Source organism: Erwinia sp. BNK-24-b, from assembly GCF_047456155.1.
GTDB lineage: Bacteria > Pseudomonadota > Gammaproteobacteria > Enterobacterales > Enterobacteriaceae > Erwinia > Erwinia phyllosphaerae.
Window position 1 is genome coordinate 2525127 of sequence record NZ_CP179901.1, and the last position, 17685, is coordinate 2542811.

The following is a 17685-nucleotide window of genomic DNA, read 5'->3' on the forward strand; positions in this document are numbered from 1 at the left end:
CACCCGTTTCTTATGAGCGGCCCTGCCGGTAGAGTAACCCGCCAGAAGACATTTCTTTTTTAAGTCGATCGGAAATAGTTGTCTGGATGATGGCCTGTAGCTGCTTCGCCGTGCTGGCCGTATTGGCGTTGCTGACGCCGCCTGCGGAGTCCCCTTGGGTTATATTCACTGGTGCATTAACCTGAATACCTGCCAGGCCATTGCCAGACGCCGTATTAACCCCGGAGGAGAACGCCGCAATTCCCGCACCATTAACAACGCCGCCGTTAGCATAGCCTTTCATCATGCTGTAAAGGTTAGACACGCCGATCCGGTCGGTGGCTTCTTTGGTGAAAACGAACTCGCCCTTATGCACGATGCCCGCCGGATCGTATTTACCACCCGCGCCGGTGAAGCCGCCGCCATCATAAGCGCTGAAGCTTGTCGACAGGCCCATTGCGCCGGTGCTGCCTGTAGCACCCGCCGCGCCAGTTGCCGCGCCACCGATGCCGCTTGCCAGCCCGCTGAATATGCCGGAAAGTGCAGATCCACCCGCAGCCTGGAGTGAATTCACGATGGCCATTTGCAGGGCAACCTTAGAAATCATCTGAAGCACAGACAGCCCCCAGCTTTTCCAGTCGGCTTTACTGCCCGCCAGCCCGGCGGCCATATTATCCAGCGCGCTGTCCATCGTTGAGGTGATGCCCTGCGAAACCGTGCCGGAAATATTGCTTGCACTGTCCAGCCAGTTTTCATAGCCGCGTGAAACGCCATTCAGCCAGCTGGATTCAGCGGCTGCCGTTGCCTGGTACTTTTTATCCAGTGCTTCCAGAGCGGAATTTCGGGCAGCAATGGCCTGCGCGCCTTTATCGGTTTTATCAAAGACGCGCTCAACCTGCTGCTGCTCTCCAAGCCGATCGCGCTGGCGGTCACCCAGGCCTGCCGTGGTCGTGGTTAACGTGGCATCGTCACGGTATTTGCGCGCGGCGTCGGTCAGGTCTTTTAACGCTTCGGTCTGCTCACGCTGCTTCTTAACGTTGGCATCTGCCTTTTGCGTCCAGATCGCCAGCTCAGCGGATGAGGCGCGGATTGCTTTACGCTGCTCGTCTGTCCACTTAACTCCGGCCTGATGTGATGCCGCGTAAAGTTCAGAAGCCTTTTCCCCGTCCGTGGCACGCACTTTCTGCACTTCAACGGCCACGCTGAGATCGGCCATTTTTCGGGAGTACTGTTCTGCCGTCTCCGCCGCTTCCCTTGCTGCTTTCTTCTGAGCATTGGTGGCGGCCGTGTCGTCCTTTTTCGCCTGAGCTGATGCCGCATCCTTTTTTGCAGCCTGGTCTTTGTTATAAACGTACTGTGTATAAAGTGCGCCGGTCAGCTTCAGGTCATCAGCTTCATACTGGTGCTGAACATGTAACTTTTGCAGGCCTGTGAGGCTGGCCAGCTCGTTATCCCGGCGTGCTTTTTCAAGCTCCGTTGCCTGCTTCGGCGTAGCCTTCGCCAGTGAAACAACCGGCCCGGCGTACTGCGGCGGCGTTGCCCCGCCGGTGGCGCTCATCGAACGATTGAGAAGATCGTAAGCGCCTTTCAGAATGGAAACGGCCCCCGCCTGCTCAATGGCCTTTTTCGCGGCCAGGTCGCTCGCATCATTCACCAGCTTTTGTGTCGCCTCGACTTTCGCGGAGGCCAGTTCGCGCTGGTATTCAAGTTTACTGAGCTGATCCGTGGCTTCCTGCTGGCGTTTCGTCAGCTCTTCTGCCGTCATCAGATTATTGATGCGCGCCAGCCAGGGGTGCTCATCGTACTGCTTTTCCATCGACTGCATGCCGCTGAGGCTGTCACGCGTTTTTCTTATCTGGTCATCCAGATCGGCCAAATCTTTTTTCTGGGCGTCCAGCGATCCGCGCGCGTCAGCAGACGTAGCGCGCAGCCCTGCTACCGACATTTGTTGAAGCTTACCGTTTATTGCATCAAGGCTGTCAGCAAATCCCACGGCCTCGTTATGCACCTGCTCCATATGTTGAGACACGCCGTAAAGCGCGGTACCCGCAGCGATAATAACGCCAGGCCAGCCACCAAGAATGCCCAGCACGCCGCTTCCGAGCCGTGACATGACCGAAGCGGTTTCCGTCAGCCGGTCGGCTGCGGCCGAGCGTGCGCTTACCGCTGTGTTTAGCTGAGCCTGCGCAGCGGTAAGCTGGCGCTCTGCGGCAATCTGTGCCTCAATTCCCGCAGCGGCGGCGCGTGCCTGCTGCGCACGATAAACGGCCTGGCGGGCAGTGGCAACGCTGACCTGCGTGCCGCGTATCTGCGCTTCCGCCAGCGCCACCTCGGCTGCGGTATTCGTCAACACCGACGCGGTGGCCGTGGTAACGCTGGAGACCATGTTGCCAAAATAACGCGCCACGCCAAGGCCAACCAGCGCGCCCGCCACGTTTGCCACGGTATCAATATTTTTTGCCAGTCCGTCCAGCACGCCGGACAAAGACGACACGCGCCAACGGCGTTATTGGCACCGCCAACCCATTCCATAAAGGCGTTTTCGACCTTTTGCGCAGAGCCACTGATCGAAGCCGGTAGCGTGTCGAACTCTTTACGCAGCTGCTCAACGTTGGTAAGCAGCGGCACGATTTTATCCGTGGTCAGCTCACCGTTGTTAGCCATGTTACGCAGGCCGCCGATTGTGGTGTGCAGTCCGTCCGCCAGAAACTTGGCAAGACGCCCGCCGTTTTCCATGATGGCGTTAAATTCTTCGCCGCGCAGTACGCCTGACCCCAGCGCCTGGCTGAGCTGCGTGATAACCGAACTGGCTTCCTCTGTACTGGCCCCGGAGAGCTTCAGGGACGTTGCTACCGTTTCGGTAACCTTTGCCACGTCTGCCGACGCATAGCCCGCATCACGCAGGGATGCGGCGATACGGCTATAGAGGTTTGCGTTTGCTTCATAAGACGTACCCGTGCGCTGACTGATGGACATCAGCGTTTTTTGCGAGCTGGCAAAATCATCTGCCGAGGTTGACGCCAGGCGCAGGCGGCCGCTGAGCTGGTTCCAGGTATCGGCGTAGTGGATAAGCTGACTGGTTGCGAACGCACCGGCAAAAGCGCCTGCCATGCCTGATGCCGTGGCGCGAACCGATGCCAGCTGCGAGTTAAGCTCGCCCAGCGAGCGCTGCGTTTCGCGCGTGGCGGCAGCGGCTCGGCGCCCGCCCTGCTCCATCGTTTTGTAATAATCTGAACCCATCCGCGACGCACGCGCAATCTCGGACTGAAACGAACTGGAGTTTGCCGAAATTTTAATAATGAGTTCGCGCAGCGTAGCCATAAATTCCCCTGCTCAGGATGCGCTACGCGGAAAGCGCAGCAAAAAAACCTTCAAGCCCGTCACTTTCTTCCACCGGATCAGGCTCGCGCCACTGGAGCATAACGTCTTCCATTTTGACTTTAGCGCCCTGTGAATTGAGAACGGCAGTTGCCACCTGGGCAGCCTGAATATCGCCGCGCCTGTCGCTAATGGGGTTTGCCCTGTCATATTCAATCCACATCCGGAGTTCGCTGGCGGTCAGCGTCTCTTTCAGCTCATGAAGGGTTCGCCCCAGGCGCAGCGCCAGCGTCATCAGGAAGAAAGTGCCAGGCTCTTTTACTTTGCCTCTGCGGCAGCCTGTGACGTGCTCAGGTCAAGCGCCTGTTTCAGCAGGCGGGCATGGACCGGGCCATAGATATTTTCAATAAGCGGCTTATCTTCGGCGGTAAATACCGGCATATCTTCTTCATCAAGCAGGACGTCGATAAACAGCACCACGTCAGCGCTTTTGTTGCGCAGCGCACGTTCGGCTGCGGTCAGCGTTTCCGGCTCGCCTTCCGGGTTAGGGTTAATTATCTGCTGCCACTCCAGCCAGGCCTGACCGGATGGCTCGCGCAGTTTAACTTTTGCCTCTTCCCATTCCGGGACAGAAACGACCTTGCTGCGAAATCCGGCCATCGGAGCCAGCGCCAGCGCGCGTAACGGGTTGGTTGATGCCTTTTTTGACATTTAAATATTCTCTGACTGATACGGGGAAAAGCGGCCTGCGCCGCTGTTATTATGCTGCGGCCGGCGCCGGTACGATCGGTACTGGTTTTCCTTTCACACGCAGGGTAAACGATGCGGTTACCACGCCAGCGGTTGAAAGGCTCCAGCTGTTCTGGCGCACTTCTGCCAGAAAGGCGTAGCCGTTGCCGGACGGAAAGAGCACCTGGAAAGCATGTACCGCGTCAGTGTCGTAGGCGGTGCGCAGCGTGTTCTGCCCGACCTCATCCGCTGACCAGTTCCCGGAAAGCGTAACCTCGCCTGGCGCGGCCAGGCCGTTTGTCATTTCCTGCTCGGTTGAGCACAGCGTGGTGGTTTCAATGTCAGACTTCTGGCCGCCCGTATAGCTCAGCTCTTTGGTCGAACAGTTAATGCTTTGCCAGGTCGCATCCGCCGGGTTCGCTTCCGTGGCCGCATCGGCAGAAACGTTGATTTTCGTTCCCTGCGTTTTTTCATATTTTGAGGTCATAATTCTCTCCGGATAATAAAAAACCGCCAGGCGGCGGTTTCGACAGGGTTAATCCCAGATTTGTACTTCAAGCGTGGCCCGGTAAAGCGACGTGTCAGGCTCGTAATCGTTCATTTCATTCACGGATACCGGATTAAGCACCTGTAGCGCGCTGCGTGCCTGCTCGCGGATGCTGCGGGCTTCGTCCGTGGATTTGGCCCATACGTCAATCTGCAACGTGGTAGAGGTTTCCGCCTGACCGCAAAAAACGTCACCGGATACCGCAGACGGCAGAATATAAACCACCCAGGGCGCTTCCGTGCCGGATGGCGCGACGTAGGGATAAACCTGTAAGTTAGCCAGTTCGGCTATCAGCGGGTAAACATCGGCTTCCGTCATTTTGACAACACCTCATCAATGGCCTGATTCATCCGCGCCAGCGCAACGCGCGTTGCTTCTTCCTGCCTGACGTCAAAGGCAGGACGTACAAACGGATGTGCGGCCATTTTAGACGTGCCCATTTCCACAAAGCGCCAGTAATAGGCGTTTCGCGGATTGCTGGCCTTCATGGTGTTGTCGCTGTTACCTGTGCCGGGGTTAACGCCGCGAATATGCACGCCGGAGGAGATTTCCCCACGTCGGCGGGCCTTTTGCGTCATAACAACCACGTTTTTTTTCAGCTTACCGGTTTGCACGGGCGCTTTTGCGATGACTTCGTCACGGAGCACATCAGCGCCAGCGCGCGTGGCATCACGCAGCACCTTGTTATTTTCTGCCCGGCTCAGCGTTTCAAGATCTCTGGCAATGTCCGTCAGGCCGGAAAAGTCCAGCTTCGTGTCGATCACTGTTTTACTCCCGTTTCACAAAGCAGTTCCAGCCGCTGGCCGTTTTCAGCACGGGTAACTGACTTAATGTCGTATGTCTCGCCGCTGCCGGTTGGCGGTAAATGCACAATGCGCCAGCCGCCGGTAACGGTGACGCCCGGAACACGTCGTATCCAGATGCGGGAAGTGGTGCCGGAAAGGGATGCGCCGGAGTCAAGCAACTCCCGGCCAGAAACATCAACAATGGAAGCGCGTATGCTTGCCACATCCGTCCAGCCGGTAGCCGGTTGCCCGGACGGCAGGCGCCCGGGAGCGGGTTTTTGCAGCGTCACCCGGTAACGCATCGGACCCGCCCTCATACGCCGTAAATCCGGTAGGGCTGAAGAAACGCTTCCACGGCAAAATCCGGCGTGGCCACGCTGACGCCGGTTACCACCGCCTCGCGGTTTGCATACCAGTGCGCTATCAGCATCAGCATGGCCGTTTCAATGTCCTCGCCATAAAGCAGCGCATCCGGATCGGCCAGGTAAACGGGATCGGCGGCGTCATCGTAAAGCGTGCGGCGCGTGTAGTTTTCCACGTACCGCGCCGCTGCCTTAATGCGGGCCGCCAGCCAGGCGTCATCTTCAGTAAAGTCCTGCTCGATATTGCAGTGATGCTTTACCTGATCAACGGTCAGCATATAAGCCCCTTACTTCGTTTTCGCTTTAGCCTCGGCCTCGGCTTCTGCCGCCGCTTTGGCGTCTGCGTCTGCTTTGGCCTTTTCATCAGCCTCTGCTGCTGCTTTGGCTTTAGCCTCTGCCTGGGCTTTCGCTTTGGCTTCTTCCTCGGTTTTAGCTGCGGTATCGTCCTGAACCTGTTCCGCATAACCGATTTTGATTAGCTCGCGGCCGTGCTGCTCCGGCGTTTCAAATTCGGTGCCTTCGGTCAGTACATTGCCTTTATGATAGATAGGCTTAATGGTGCGCATTTTCATGGCTGTTTCCTCATAAAAATGGCGGCACAAAGGCCGCCTTCAGGGGTTACGCAGCGGTGGCGGCCGGTGCGGTAAAGGCGCCATAGATAAACGCCTCCGGGCGCTTAACGGCCAGCGCCAGACGCTCTTCACAGCGGATAGAGATCATGTTCTTCTCGAAGTCGTCGGCGTTCTCGGTGGAGATAACAACGTTAGACTCTTCGCGATCAAAGATTTGCGCGCCCGCGTTGAATGCGCCGGTCAGGAATTTACCCTGGAAGGCGGTGGCTTCAGTGGCCACAACCGGCAGCCCCCACAGCGTCGGGCCGGTCAGCGCCGCTGGATTTGCCAGAATGTAGCGGCCCAGCGAGTCTTTGATCAGTTCAATCTTCGCCCAGTCCAGGAAGTGCAGAACGTGGCCGGATGCCGGGAAGCGCGCCAGCTGCGCCTGTAGCATTGCCAGACGCAGATCGTCGATACCGTTTTGGTTCGCCACGTCAAACGCGGCCTTATAGACGGAAGCCTGCGGAATGATGCCATCCAGATGCGCGCCAGTACCGTCCCCGAACAGGATTTCCTGCTCTTCCACATATTTCAGGCCGAATTGAAGCTCGGCATCAACCGTGGATTGCAGCTGCGCAAAATCATCCAGGATCTGTTTGGATGCTTTAAACAGATGCGCAATGGTGCGCACCGGAGTGATTTTCTCCGCAAACTGGATATCGCTGTACGGCTTGGTTGTGTTTTCCGCGACCGCTGCTGCGTTGTTGGTAAAACCCGTCTGCTGGACCCAGTAAATGGTGTTTGACGTGGTGGTGCCCGGCGCAATCAGATCGCGGATAAAAAGGCGCTGTTTTGGGGTTGTATCGATGCCCGGCAGGCGCTGAGGCGCCACAATCTGACCGGGAACATTAACGCTCAGCAGCGCAGCTTTTACCGGCACGCTGAGGCGCTTATTGCCTTCGATGCTGGATGCAAAAGCTTTCAGCGCTTCTGATGAGATAACCTGCTGACCAACGCTTTCGATTACGGTTTTGGCATTGTTCAGCGGCATGTTAGCAACATGTTGCTCCAGATCCCCGAGAGCCGCTTTCAGTGTTTTTTCCGCTTCGCGCATGGCGTTAAATTGTGCTGCCATTTTGTCGACAGCTGCTTTTGTTTCTTCTGACAGAGAGCCGGATTTTTTGGCTTCTTTCAGGGCTTCTTCTGCCTTCGCGCTGAATTTGCCGTTGGCTTCTTCAATGCTGGCGGTGACTTTCTTCAGGATTTCGTTTACTTCAGACATGGTAATTCCTTATTTGCCGAACGCGGCCAGCGCGTTTTCAAGTTGTGTAATATTTTCAGGATTGATTTCGTCGGTAGCGCCCGGCATACCTTCAGGACTGGCAGCAGCGCCTGGCTTGCTGCCGGATAAAGCTTTAAGAAGTTTTCGACGCTCAGAGCGTGGCGTATCGGTTTTCGCTAACAGCGCGTCAAGTTTGCGCAGCGCAGCGGCCGGACTGTCGTCGTCGTCCGCGATTTCATCAGCGGAAAGCAGCCTGTCGGCAAAGCCTTTATCAACGGCATCGCTGCCGCCGATATAGGTTTCTCCGTCCATCATGGCGGCCACGTCATCAGCGCTGAGGCCGGTTCGAGCCGAATAGATATCACCCATCGCTTTGTCGAAAGGCTCCATATCCGCCGCTATCTGTGCCAGGTCGTGACGGTTTCCCATCGCATAAACCCAGCAGTTGTGGATCATCAGGAACGCGCCGCGGCCAATCTGAATATCATCCCCGGCCATCGCAATTATCGAAGCGGCCGATGCCGCCAGGCCCATCACCTTCACGGTGACCTTGCCCTTGTATTCGCGCAGCAGGTTATAAATCGCCAGGCCTTCAAACATATCGCCGCCCGGTGAGTTAATGTTTACCGTCACGTCCGCGCCGTTCATCGAGCGCAGCGCACCAGCGATACGGCTGGTCGTCACGCCATCACCCCAGTAATCAGCGCCGATCACGTCAAAAATAGAAATGCTGTTGTCATCAGCGTTTGCGGCTCGTATGCCGCCGTTCCAGCGCTCCATAGCAGCAGACGGCAAATCCCGTTTTGAGAGTGCAGAAGGCCGCCCCGCCGGTGCTGCCGGAAGGCTTTTCAGTGTCATGGGAATAGCTCCTAAGCCGCCTGTTTCAGCGGGGATTGCTCGAAAGGTATGTCGGGGAAAATATGGTTATGTAGTTTCAGCAGCTGCGCGGCCTGAGCGGCCTGGCTGTTAGCTTTCAAATCTTCCAGCGGCGTCAGGTTCAGCTGAACGGTATAGAGTTCGCCACCTTCAATCGGCGGCATGTTCTCAAGGCGGCGCACGTCGTTGCGTGACATCCAGCCATTTTGCAGCGCGGTGGTGTAGTAGGCAGCACGCCCCGCGCTGTCGGCGCGCAGCAGACCTTCAACTGAAAACTCTGCGAAATAGTCCTCGTCACCGTCCAGCAGGCAGCGCGCGATTTCCTGCTCAATGTTGACCAGCAGCGGACGCAGCGTGTTGGTCAGGAACTGTAGGTTCATCCCTTCCACGCTGGACGCCCAGCTGCTCTGTTTGTCCGCATGACCCACCATAAACGGCGGAATGCGGAACCAGCGGCAAATCTCCTCAATGCTGAATGATCGGCTTTCCAGCATCTGTGCGGCTTCGGGGTTCATGGTAATGCCCTGATAGGACAGGTCACCTTCCAGAACCATGACCTTGCCTGCATTTTTTGAGCCGACAAAGGCCCCAAGATTTTTCTTTAGCCTGCCGCGCTGCTCCTCGTTCAGCGCCGTTTTCGCGCTGATAAAGCCGGAGTTTTGAATACCGTTCTCGAATATCTTGGCTGCTGATTCCTCAACCGACATGGCCGAGCCAATCACGTCGCGGCCCACCATCATCGGTAACATGCCGCAGACGCCATCGAGGCCGAACCCGCGAATGTGCATAATTTTTTTGACGGGTATGATCCGCTGGCCAAATTTATCGGTGTAGGTGTATTCCAGCTGCCCGCTATCCAGTCGTTTAACCACCATGTTCTGCGGTAAAAGAGGATTGAGGCCCACCAGCCGATCGCCGATCATCAGCTTTTCGATAAAGCCGTTGCCCCGCAGGCAGATGCTGGCCACTACCATCAGCATGAACCGCGAAGGCGTCATTTCCGCGTTAGGCTGTCGGCAAAGCGCGCGATAGGCCGGATGATCCTGGGCCAGCTTTCGCGAGCCATCCTCTTGCCGCTTATAAACTTTAAGCGGAAGCGTAGATACCGATTCGCTTAATAGCCTGGCGCAGGCCCACACGGCAGAAAGCTTGATGGCCTTATCGACCGAAACGGTTTTTCCGCTGCTGCTCGTCCCCATCCCCTCCTGCCAGAAGTCGCCAGTAGTCAGGCTGATAGGGACACCCAGCCAGTTTAAAAGGGCGCTTTTTACGCGTCCAGGTTGTTTATTAGATTTCATCAAACACCTATCATTATCGGATCGTCAAAAAACGCGCTGTTGTCCGGCTTATCACCTCCATTGACGATCAGGCGGCTTTTCGCTGTAAAGAGCGCCACCGGTCCATCAATTTTGTTTTCCGGCGTGGACTTGTTCGGAAAGACGTTGTCGTTTTTGTCGGGCTTGACGGTCACATTGGACATCATCCACGTCATGACGGGGTTGCCGTCGTGATGGAATTTGCAGCCGTATATATCCGCCTGCACCGTTTTCATAGACTCGGACAGGTTTTTGACTGTCTGCGCCACCTCCACCAGCGGCAGGCCCTCATCGGCCAGCGCGAGGCTGAATTGCGTTGCGCTCCACGGGTCAAAAGCTATTTCTCGCAGATTCTCGCCCTTAACCCACGCTTCCACCTCGGCCTTGATATAGCCGTGATCGATAACGTCACCGTCGGTCAGCTCAAGATAACCTTCCGCCGACCATTTCCTGTAAAGCTCGGAGATATGATTCGGTGCGGTTTCAAGCCGCCCTTCCGGTATCCAGAATTTATATTTTGAATAGGTATGGCCTTTCGGCGATAGCCACGTTTTGGCAGCGGCGCAGATGTCGATTTTGTTCGACAGGTCGATACCGACCCACATCGGCCACTTGCCCAGCTGCTCGTCCGTTGGTAAACCTGCGCACTTCGCCCAGCGCTCCATATCCATCCACGCGCTTTCCGCCGTAACCCAGATATTGAGGTGTTTGGTAAAGAAATTGGGACGCGCGGCGATCTGCTCTTTGGCTTTCTTGGCGAGACGACGCATATCGTCCCAGCGCTTGCAAATCCCAAGGCCCGGGTTTGCCTTCGGCCAGTTCTTCTCGTCAAAGAGATCGTCTCCTTCGTCAAGGGTGTAAATCATCGCGAAATAGGTATCGTCCTCCACTATGCCGCGCAGCACCTTGATGGCGTAGTCGCGCTGCTCGAAACAGATGCCGTCTTTGTTGGAACCTGCCGTGGTAATGGCGAAAAGCAGCGATTGCAGCCGCGCGCCGGTTGCCGTTTCCAGCACGTCCCAGACATCACGGGTGCGGTGAGCGTGAAGCTCATCGACAATGCCGCAGTGGATGTTCAAACCGTCGAGATTGTTCGCGTCGCTCGAAAGCGGCTCGAACTTGGAGGCAGATCGCTCTTGGTGAATGTTGAGCTTTACGTGACCAAACAAGCGGCCCAGCGAACGGGGCGCTTTCTTAATCATGTTTTTGGCATCGTCGAAAACGATATGCGCCTGGTCTCGGGTCGTGGCCGCCGAGTAAACCTCCGCGCCGCCCTCGCCGTCCGCGCCGGTCATGTACAGGCCGATGCCGGAGGACAACGTAGACTTGGCGTTTTTACGCGCCACCTCGTCGTAGGCAGTGCGGAAACGGCGCACCATAATGGCATCGCCGTCGTCGTCAAACATCTGCTCGCCGGTCGTCTCGTCAATAAGCGGGATAACAAAGCCAAAAAGGTTAATCAGGATAAAGATGTGCCATGCCATCAGCTTTATCGGCTTTCCGGCCAGCGCGCCTTTGACGTGGGGAACAAAATCATAAAAATCGAGTATGTGCTGGGCGCGACCCTCGTTGAAGTAGATGCCGCGCTCAGGCCCATGCTCTAAATCGTTAAGGAATCGCCGGCACGCAAGCTGTACCAGTTCGCCAGCAACAATCTCGCCAGCCAGCACGCGTTCTGCGTACTGAATACCTTCCGAAACGGTTGCCATTCATCATTTGCGCTTGTTAAGAAATGCTTCTAATGGGTCAGCCTCCGCAGGGCCTTTAGCCCCAACCTTGGAACGGCTGGCGGGTGTCATGCCGAATTCGGCGAGCATGGTTCGAACTCTCTTCCAGGCATCAGCCTTCATAACAGCAGCGGGATGCTGCTTGATCATCCGAATGCTACGCTCCTCGCCTTCGTCCTTATCCTCATCGTCATACACGGCGTAGGTATAACCCTCACGATCAAGTGTTTCGCAGTGATGCCGATATTCGGTATAGGCTTCGACCAGCAATTCCAGTGCCTTGCCATCGAGTGATGTCATCACCCCGATGCCGTTCAGCTCGTCACCGATCCGCTTGAACCAGTATTTCCCCATCTTGTCGAGATTCTTCGGAATTGGGGGTACCCCTGAAGGGGGCTTTGGCTCATTTTTATTGACGGCGCGCTTGGATGGGTTCCCCTTCACCAAAGTCAGGTGTGTCGGGGTTTTCGGCGGTCCTGGCATAATCGAAAACTCCTATTAATGAATTCTTGGGGAACCCCAAAAAAAGGTTTCTAACCTGCGGGTGTGTGAAAAAAACTTAGGCGGCGGTCCTTTAGGCCCAAAGCCCTGAACTCTCGACCCGCCCTCCCCTTGCTTGACCTGATGAGAATGACTCTCATTTGAATGGGTTTCTTTACATTTCAGCAGGTTGCTGGTGGGTACCCTAACGACTCCTCTCGGTTGCCGTCTTGGCCCTGTGACACGGCCAGCATAACGATTGCAGGTTGCTGTCATCGTCTGTACCGCCGTGGGCTTTCGCTATGATGTGGTCAACGGTGGATGCGGGTACAGGCTTACCAGCTCTCAGGCATTGCTGGCAAATGTGGTAGTCACGCTTCAGGACACGAGCACGGATAACATCCCACTTACTGCCGTATCCTCTCTGGTGCCGATTCTGTCCGCGCTGATGCTGCTGCCAGCCTTCATTACGATGGTCATCACAGTAGCCTGAGCGATCTGTTGTTGTCTTAGGGCAACCATGCTTTCGACATGAACGAGGGATTGCTGATGGCATATCGGTTCCAATAAAAAACCGCCCACAGGCGGCTTTGAAAATTCTTATCAATATTCATGATTTCGTAGCGTGTTATGCAATGCCAAACCAATCACTCCTATTCCTATGAAAATCAGAAATCCATATCCAAGTAAATGAAAAAGCCATATTCCTGCTATACCTCCTGCGAGAAATGATAGTAATGTGAAAGCGTGTAGACCAAGTCTCTCAAGATAAATTGGAGCGTCCTTTGGGGACTCTTTTCGCCTCAGCACATCAAACAGCATAGCCAGCTCTATACCGATATCTGTAGACGTCCCTGATATGTGCGTCGTCCTCACTCGTGCATTGGATATTCGGGTCACAACTGCATTTTGTAACCCCATCAAAAAACTCAGGCACAAGATAAGTAATACACCGGGCGAAAGCGGATTCATCCAGCATTCAACAATGCCCAGCAAAACCAGTCCAACTCCTTCAACAACAATATTGAAGGCGTAAATCGTCCGTATATTCCTTCTCCGCCCTGCATTTATAAGGATGGTGGAAAATGCGGAGCCAGTAATGAAAAGACAGACAATCGAAAGGAAAAAAATACCTGGTGTAAGGTCCGCTTTAGCAAGATGATTCGATAGTGAAGAAACGTTGCCAGTCATGTTAGCTGAGAAAAAACCTACAACTTCAAATGCTGCAGTGTTCAGGGCCCCGGCAACGGCAGCAAGAGTACAAGCAAGTTTTCTGTCTGCAGTATTGCTACGTGAATTCTCAGTGCTGATTAGCATGAAGCCTGCTGTATTCAACTTAGGTGATCACATGATCCGCCTATTCCAAATTAGTAACAAGATGGCAAATACAAAAAAAATCTCTGCTTATTGGTGGTAAAAATCCCACTAGTGTGAGGCTCGAGTGTCTTCAATTTGTCTTATTCCGGCCCGATCGACATTACACTGCCCCAGCGCGCCATACAGCTGTGCTGAAAGCTCTACCGACTGGCCGAACGTCATATTATCCGGCACCGGCGGCACGTCAATCGGGCTGGTTAACTCAGCGGGGATCGGCAGGTTTGGCTGACTGATTGTCCGGTACTCCACCAGCGGTTTTTGCTGCGTCCCGCAACCGGTCAGCAGCGCCAGCGGGAACAGCAGCAACAGCGCATTTGTTCGCCGCGAGGTAACGCTTGATTTCATCCTGGAGATTCCTGTTTTGCTGTGCTGTTTCTGCCCGTTGCTCAGTAACCTGAGACATGACGGCGTTTTGTTGCTTCACTGCTGTGACCAGGTTATTTACTGAGGATGCCAGGCCATCGTTTTTAGATCGCAAATCATTAATCTGGTTGTCTTTGCTGTTTGTCAGCTTTTCCAGTCGGTCGTTTGTAGCCGCCAGCTGTGAGTTGCGGGCGTTCAGTCCCCATAGCGCAACGCAGATAAGCCCGATGACGATAACATGCGAGTAGTTTTTTATGGCGGTGATGATATTCATGTGAGGAACAGCTCCCTTTCTCGCTTACGACGCGGCAGAAGCAGATCCGTATTTTTCCCGGCCCGCTTCCATAACAGGAACTGATCGGCGGCGCCTTTATAGTTGCTCAGGTTCAGATAGCGCAGCAGCGTGGAACCGAGGAAAGCATTACCGCCCACGTTGAAAACGAAGCTGCACAGCGCGTCATACTGGTTTTGCGTCAGCGGCACTTTCACATTGCTGTTAATCGCCGCCTCTACCCAGACCAGATCGCTCAGCAGCAGGCCGGTTGATTTGCCGGGCGTTATCGTCATGCCGCGAGTAATAGTTTTCCCATCTACCGTTCCGGTATGGCCGACGCCAATTGTCCAGACGTCAGCAGAGTCCTGATACGACGTCAGCCGTTCGCCTTCCTCGCGCATAATAAATGCGATGCCGTTATTGCTGAGTTTCATTCATGTCCCCTGTCTTTCTGGCTATCCAGCCGTGAAGCTTCGCGCTGATGTAATCATTGCCGACATAACCAATGTAAACTGCAAAGACCTGCGCGGCAGCGTCCGGTACGTTCCAGTTCATCAATACCCCAACAACCTGAAGCGTGGGCGCAGCAAAGAACGCCAGCGCGCTGCATGAAGCAGCATCCAGCACACGTTTACTCCATGAGTTTTTTGCATAAGCACTACGTAGTAGTGAAAACATGCCTGCTACTCCGGCATATCCCCACTCGGTTTTGTGGCTATAGAGCCACAGCAGTACGCTGGCCCAAAAGCCCGGATCCTTTTCTGGAGGCATACATTTGATTCCGGCCGTCAGCAAGACGGTGGCTAATAGTTATTTGCTTATAAAATAAGGAAAAACTTCTTTAAGGAGGATTTAAAAGATAAATATCAGACACAAAAAAACCCGCAATTGCGGGTTTATTGAATCAAAATTATTATTTTTTGTTTTTTTGAATTATTCTTATGGTATTCCCTGGTGTTGGCCGTATTGGCTCCCCCGCTTCACCCAACCTGTCTGTCATGACTAATGGAGCGGGGATATTTTTTTGCCTTTTTATCTTCTCACTGGGGAACGGAAAGAGATAATCGTTTCAGGCAATTACTGGCATCGGTAAGCACTTCCAATCTGTGGCCATTCTGTGTGTTATCAGACACATCATCAACTGTACTTAAGTATGGTGCCAGGAGTCTAGCTCCTTACTCATATAAACCAATTAGTAATGCTCTGAATTTTGCTGATTCATCAGTTAAATGTGGTGCCGGGTGCCTCCCGGTGAACTCTCCAGTCAAAGAGTTCGCGTGGCTCATTCACTAACGTCATTCGGGAGAATGGTAACTGATACGCCCCGCCGCACAGAGGAGATTCACCACAGGTTCCATTGTAGTACAACAAACAGGACCAGTAATAAAAAAAGGCCCTGCCTGAGCAGAGCCTGGAATTTGGTGCGCCTGTTTATCGTCGTTGATTAATGGTCATTCCGTCGTTTGGGTGGCGCATTGAGTTGGTACGTCATTAATCATAGTTATCATTTGGCGAATGACAAATAAAAATCCCAAACTTAAATTTGTTAACGAATGCACAAATCCCATCGTTAGAGAAAATTTACCACAGTTTCGGGAAAAGTAAATAGCCCACGATAAAATATCAGGCCATTTCATATTACGCTATTCAGTCACTTTCAATAGTGAGTTGTTCGCCCACGCCTCTTCAATTTCCAGCTTTATAATTAACTGGTTGTAAAAAGGTTTGACGCTCTTTTTCCAGGTATCAAGGCTTATTAGATCCGTTACATAACAGACGGCGCGGTGTGCTTCAGTGGAAGGTATTCGTTCATATCCCCGGCCAGAGCAGCGCTTACAATCACCCATTACCGGTACGCCTTGTTCCTCCGTATTCTTTCTGTCCATCGCTTTGCCACGCCCTGAGCAGTCATTGCAAGCGGCAGAAACCATGCCGCGCCCCAGGCATGTTTTACAGCGAACCCGGACAATCTCGCGCACGTTCCGCCTGACGCCGCCCACCAGTGGCGATTTCATTGTGAACACTTGCGCTTCAATGAAGCCGATCCCCGTACAGCAATCACACCGTTTAACGCTGGCCGCGCTGCGGCAATAATCCAGGTAAGCATAAGTTGCGAGCACTTGCGCGACTGCTGGTTTAATATCACTTTCGAGTTTGCGGAGGGCTGCAACCCTGTCGCAGGTTTCAAGAGCATATTTGGTTAACAGGTTGATTGCCCGATCGCTGTCCTGCTTACTGATCCCCATCTTTCCCAGAAACGCGCTGTAGCCCATTTCAGCGCGACTTTGAGCCATTCCCATTGCTGCCATAACATCAGTGCCGGTGAGAGCTTCTGAGGCTGTTGCACGCGGTGAATCAGTGAATTGCGGTGATTTTGCGGAGTGGAATTTAATAGCGCTTTCAAGATTCATGCTGCCTCTCTTTGTTTAATCAGCTCTCTGGTTTTCTGCCTGTAATTACGGGCCAGCTCCTGCAATTCTTCCCGCGTCCATTTTTTCAGCTCATGCCCTCCCACCAGACGGTCGAACGCAGCCTGCCCGATTTTGGCGATCAATCGTGGTTTGTATTCACCGATGTTTCCGGACAGGTAGGAATTGCAATGCTCACACTGGAGATGGCAATTGCTCTCGTCGTAGCGGGTTTCTTTACTGGCGCCTACCGTGCGGTAGTGACCGGCGTTCATCTTCGCGCCTGTGTTGCGGCCGCAACTGATACAGGGCTGCCCGGCGTCGCGGGTGCGGATGAATTCGTTAAAGGCTTTCTGGGCTTGACTTTGGAAATAGCTGAGGGGTTTTACTGCGAGCTTGCGAATTTTAATGCTTCGTCGTTCCTGCTGCGCTTCGTCCTTTCTTTTCTTCTCTCTGTCTACCTCCCTTTTCTGAAGAGCAAATCGAGCTCCATGTTCAGGGCAACACCACCACGTTCGGAAATCTTGATAGTGGAACCACTCTCGGCATATTTTGCAACGCCGTCGTTTTGGCTTACTCGTAATAGCCTTCATCATGCCACCTGTTTTTTCCTGAGTTGATTGTATTCGCTATCGGCCGGTACGGTGAGTCTGTACCCAACATTGAGCGCCCATGCTTCTACCTGCGTGAGGTAGTGGTACATATCGCCTGTGTCGAGGTCTGCCGTATGCCGAAGCGTCTGTACCTGAGTTCTTTCACCTGTTACCACATCGACCATCTCACGCGTTTCGTAGCCCAGGTAGGTGTGTTTCATCGCATCCTTAACCCATTCTGGAGACGCGAAGGGCTTGCCACGTCTTATTAGATAAGCGCTTAGCTCTGCGTACCACATGTGCTGTAAGGAGTTCTGAGGGATGCTGCGTTGGTCACGCCATTCTGTGATTTTGATGCGCCAGCGTTTGCCGGAAGATATAAGGTCAAAAAGGTGTTTGGTGAACTGGCTCAGGGTAGATTTGTGAAGACAGAAGTCCTGCAAGGTTCACCTCCCCTTTAACTGCTCCCGGTAGTGCTGGAGATCGATTTCCATCTTCTCAGCAATCAGCCTGCTGGTTTGCTTATTGTGGCCGCCGGTGCGCTCGAACATTTCCAGCAGGGTCAGACCGGCTTTCACATCGGACAGGTAATCACGTTGCTTCATTGGAATGATTTCAGCTGTCATCCGATATACCCCGCGAAGTCCATAAGCCACAGCGCCGCCGTGATGGAAACGGCCACCAGCGCCACGCCTTTGCATAATTGTTGTGTTAT

At 54.1% G+C, this 17685-nt stretch carries 22 protein-coding genes and 1 pseudogene; all 23 read right to left on the reverse strand.

Annotated elements, in window-relative coordinates; translation table 11 throughout:
- Nucleotides 1–10: 10 nt before the first annotated feature.
- A pseudogene (locus tag ACMGGR_RS11285) lies at nucleotides 11–3300 on the reverse strand (phage tail tape measure protein).
- 22 nt (nucleotides 3301–3322) lie between these two features.
- Nucleotides 3323–3592 carry a DUF4035 domain-containing protein gene (locus ACMGGR_RS11290; RefSeq protein ID WP_414146879.1) on the reverse strand — a complete coding sequence of 90 codons (270 nt, stop codon included), beginning with the start codon at nucleotides 3590–3592 and terminating at the stop codon, nucleotides 3323–3325.
- A 23-nt stretch (nucleotides 3593–3615) separates the two neighbouring features.
- The gene (locus ACMGGR_RS11295; protein WP_414146880.1) at nucleotides 3616–4008 is read right to left on the reverse strand and encodes a phage tail assembly chaperone; all 393 of its coding nucleotides are present in this window, start codon (nucleotides 4006–4008) and stop codon (nucleotides 3616–3618) included.
- 49 nt (nucleotides 4009–4057) lie between these two features.
- Entirely contained in the window at nucleotides 4058–4513 is a 456-nt protein-coding gene (locus ACMGGR_RS11300; RefSeq protein ID WP_414146881.1) for a phage tail tube protein, read from the reverse strand.
- Between the two features lie 48 nt (nucleotides 4514–4561).
- A complete protein-coding gene (gene gp17 / locus ACMGGR_RS11305) occupies nucleotides 4562–4891 on the reverse strand; it encodes a tail completion protein gp17 (protein ID WP_414146882.1) in 330 nt (109 codons plus the stop codon).
- On the reverse strand, nucleotides 4888–5337 hold the full coding sequence (locus ACMGGR_RS11310; RefSeq protein ID WP_414146883.1) for an HK97-gp10 family putative phage morphogenesis protein: 450 nt from the start codon (nucleotides 5335–5337) through the stop codon (nucleotides 4888–4890). Before ACMGGR_RS11310 ends, gp17 begins: the two co-directional genes overlap by 4 nt.
- On the reverse strand, nucleotides 5334–5660 hold the full coding sequence (locus ACMGGR_RS11315) for a phage head closure protein (RefSeq protein ID WP_414146884.1): 327 nt from the start codon (nucleotides 5658–5660) through the stop codon (nucleotides 5334–5336). The genes ACMGGR_RS11310 and ACMGGR_RS11315 overlap by 4 nt, the downstream gene beginning before the upstream one ends.
- An 11-nt stretch (nucleotides 5661–5671) precedes the next feature.
- A complete protein-coding gene (locus tag ACMGGR_RS11320; protein ID WP_414146885.1) occupies nucleotides 5672–5998 on the reverse strand; it encodes a head-tail connector protein in 327 nt (108 codons plus the stop codon).
- Between the two features lie 9 nt (nucleotides 5999–6007).
- Nucleotides 6008–6292, reverse strand: coding sequence for a hypothetical protein (locus ACMGGR_RS11325; RefSeq protein ID WP_414146886.1), 285 nt, complete (start codon nucleotides 6290–6292; stop codon nucleotides 6008–6010).
- A 46-nt stretch (nucleotides 6293–6338) separates the two neighbouring features.
- Nucleotides 6339–7556 carry a phage major capsid protein gene (locus tag ACMGGR_RS11330; protein WP_414146887.1) on the reverse strand — a complete coding sequence of 406 codons (1218 nt, stop codon included), beginning with the start codon at nucleotides 7554–7556 and terminating at the stop codon, nucleotides 6339–6341.
- 9 nt (nucleotides 7557–7565) lie between these two features.
- A complete protein-coding gene (locus ACMGGR_RS11335) occupies nucleotides 7566–8414 on the reverse strand; it encodes a head maturation protease, ClpP-related (RefSeq protein WP_414146888.1) in 849 nt (282 codons plus the stop codon).
- Nucleotides 8415–8425: 11 nt separating this feature from the next.
- Nucleotides 8426–9730: a phage portal protein gene (locus tag ACMGGR_RS11340; RefSeq protein WP_414146889.1), complete on the reverse strand. Its 1305-nt coding sequence runs from the start codon at nucleotides 9728–9730 to the stop codon at nucleotides 8426–8428.
- Entirely contained in the window at nucleotides 9730–11457 is a 1728-nt protein-coding gene (locus tag ACMGGR_RS11345; protein ID WP_414146890.1) for a terminase large subunit, read from the reverse strand. The genes ACMGGR_RS11340 and ACMGGR_RS11345 overlap by 1 nt, the downstream gene beginning before the upstream one ends.
- A 3-nt stretch (nucleotides 11458–11460) precedes the next feature.
- Nucleotides 11461–11958, reverse strand: a complete 498-nt coding sequence (locus ACMGGR_RS11350) for a phage terminase small subunit P27 family (protein WP_414146891.1) — start codon at nucleotides 11956–11958, stop codon at nucleotides 11461–11463.
- 202 nt (nucleotides 11959–12160) lie between these two features.
- A complete protein-coding gene (locus tag ACMGGR_RS11355) occupies nucleotides 12161–12511 on the reverse strand; it encodes an HNH endonuclease (RefSeq protein WP_414146892.1) in 351 nt (116 codons plus the stop codon).
- Nucleotides 12512–12558: 47 nt separating this feature from the next.
- On the reverse strand, nucleotides 12559–13272 hold the full coding sequence (locus ACMGGR_RS11360; RefSeq protein WP_414146893.1) for a YoaK family protein: 714 nt from the start codon (nucleotides 13270–13272) through the stop codon (nucleotides 12559–12561).
- Between the two features lie 108 nt (nucleotides 13273–13380).
- Nucleotides 13381–13677 (reverse strand): peptidase, encoded by a 297-nt coding sequence (locus tag ACMGGR_RS11365; protein ID WP_414146894.1) that lies wholly within the window; start codon nucleotides 13675–13677, stop codon nucleotides 13381–13383.
- Nucleotides 13678–13965: 288 nt separating this feature from the next.
- Nucleotides 13966–14403, reverse strand: a complete 438-nt coding sequence (locus ACMGGR_RS11370) for a lysozyme (protein WP_414146895.1) — start codon at nucleotides 14401–14403, stop codon at nucleotides 13966–13968.
- Nucleotides 14387–14740 (reverse strand): phage holin, lambda family, encoded by a 354-nt coding sequence (locus ACMGGR_RS11375; RefSeq protein WP_414146896.1) that lies wholly within the window; start codon nucleotides 14738–14740, stop codon nucleotides 14387–14389. The genes ACMGGR_RS11370 and ACMGGR_RS11375 overlap by 17 nt, the downstream gene beginning before the upstream one ends.
- Nucleotides 14741–15612: 872 nt before the next feature.
- On the reverse strand, nucleotides 15613–16380 hold the full coding sequence (locus tag ACMGGR_RS11380) for an antitermination protein (RefSeq protein ID WP_414146897.1): 768 nt from the start codon (nucleotides 16378–16380) through the stop codon (nucleotides 15613–15615).
- Nucleotides 16377–16973 carry a recombination protein NinG gene (locus tag ACMGGR_RS11385; RefSeq protein WP_414146898.1) on the reverse strand — a complete coding sequence of 199 codons (597 nt, stop codon included), beginning with the start codon at nucleotides 16971–16973 and terminating at the stop codon, nucleotides 16377–16379. The genes ACMGGR_RS11380 and ACMGGR_RS11385 overlap by 4 nt, the downstream gene beginning before the upstream one ends.
- Nucleotides 16970–17413, reverse strand: coding sequence for a YbcN family protein (locus ACMGGR_RS11390; protein WP_414146899.1), 444 nt, complete (start codon nucleotides 17411–17413; stop codon nucleotides 16970–16972). The genes ACMGGR_RS11385 and ACMGGR_RS11390 overlap by 4 nt, the downstream gene beginning before the upstream one ends.
- Nucleotides 17414–17416: 3 nt before the next feature.
- Entirely contained in the window at nucleotides 17417–17596 is a 180-nt protein-coding gene (locus ACMGGR_RS11395) for a hypothetical protein (RefSeq protein WP_414146900.1), read from the reverse strand.
- Nucleotides 17597–17685: the final 89 nt, after the last annotated feature.

Bases quoted from the DNA above. Each gene is read 5' to 3' on its own strand.
- ACMGGR_RS11290 (WP_414146879.1), bottom strand. From the start codon at position 3,592: ATGACGCTGGCGCTGCGCCTGGGGCGAACCCTTCATGAGCTGAAAGAG.
- ACMGGR_RS11295 (WP_414146880.1), bottom strand. From the start codon at position 4,008: ATGTCAAAAAAGGCATCAACCAACCCGTTACGCGCGCTGGCGCTGGCT.
- ACMGGR_RS11300 (WP_414146881.1), bottom strand. From the start codon at position 4,513: ATGACCTCAAAATATGAAAAAACGCAGGGAACGAAAATCAACGTTTCT.
- gp17 (WP_414146882.1), bottom strand. From the start codon at position 4,891: ATGACGGAAGCCGATGTTTACCCGCTGATAGCCGAACTGGCTAACTTA.
- ACMGGR_RS11315 (WP_414146884.1), bottom strand. From the start codon at position 5,660: ATGCGTTACCGGGTGACGCTGCAAAAACCCGCTCCCGGGCGCCTGCCG.
- ACMGGR_RS11320 (WP_414146885.1), bottom strand. From the start codon at position 5,998: ATGCTGACCGTTGATCAGGTAAAGCATCACTGCAATATCGAGCAGGAC.
- ACMGGR_RS11325 (WP_414146886.1), bottom strand. From the start codon at position 6,292: ATGAAAATGCGCACCATTAAGCCTATCTATCATAAAGGCAATGTACTG.
- ACMGGR_RS11330 (WP_414146887.1), bottom strand. From the start codon at position 7,556: ATGTCTGAAGTAAACGAAATCCTGAAGAAAGTCACCGCCAGCATTGAA.
- ACMGGR_RS11335 (WP_414146888.1), bottom strand. From the start codon at position 8,414: ATGACACTGAAAAGCCTTCCGGCAGCACCGGCGGGGCGGCCTTCTGCA.
- ACMGGR_RS11340 (WP_414146889.1), bottom strand. From the start codon at position 9,730: ATGAAATCTAATAAACAACCTGGACGCGTAAAAAGCGCCCTTTTAAAC.
- ACMGGR_RS11345 (WP_414146890.1), bottom strand. From the start codon at position 11,457: ATGGCAACCGTTTCGGAAGGTATTCAGTACGCAGAACGCGTGCTGGCT.
- ACMGGR_RS11350 (WP_414146891.1), bottom strand. From the start codon at position 11,958: ATGCCAGGACCGCCGAAAACCCCGACACACCTGACTTTGGTGAAGGGG.
- ACMGGR_RS11355 (WP_414146892.1), bottom strand. From the start codon at position 12,511: ATGCCATCAGCAATCCCTCGTTCATGTCGAAAGCATGGTTGCCCTAAG.
- ACMGGR_RS11360 (WP_414146893.1), bottom strand. From the start codon at position 13,272: ATGCTAATCAGCACTGAGAATTCACGTAGCAATACTGCAGACAGAAAA.
- ACMGGR_RS11365 (WP_414146894.1), bottom strand. From the start codon at position 13,677: ATGAAATCAAGCGTTACCTCGCGGCGAACAAATGCGCTGTTGCTGCTG.
- ACMGGR_RS11370 (WP_414146895.1), bottom strand. From the start codon at position 14,403: ATGAAACTCAGCAATAACGGCATCGCATTTATTATGCGCGAGGAAGGC.
- ACMGGR_RS11375 (WP_414146896.1), bottom strand. From the start codon at position 14,740: ATGCCTCCAGAAAAGGATCCGGGCTTTTGGGCCAGCGTACTGCTGTGG.
- ACMGGR_RS11380 (WP_414146897.1), bottom strand. From the start codon at position 16,380: ATGAATCTTGAAAGCGCTATTAAATTCCACTCCGCAAAATCACCGCAA.
- ACMGGR_RS11385 (WP_414146898.1), bottom strand. From the start codon at position 16,973: ATGATGAAGGCTATTACGAGTAAGCCAAAACGACGGCGTTGCAAAATA.
- ACMGGR_RS11395 (WP_414146900.1), bottom strand. From the start codon at position 17,596: ATGACAGCTGAAATCATTCCAATGAAGCAACGTGATTACCTGTCCGAT.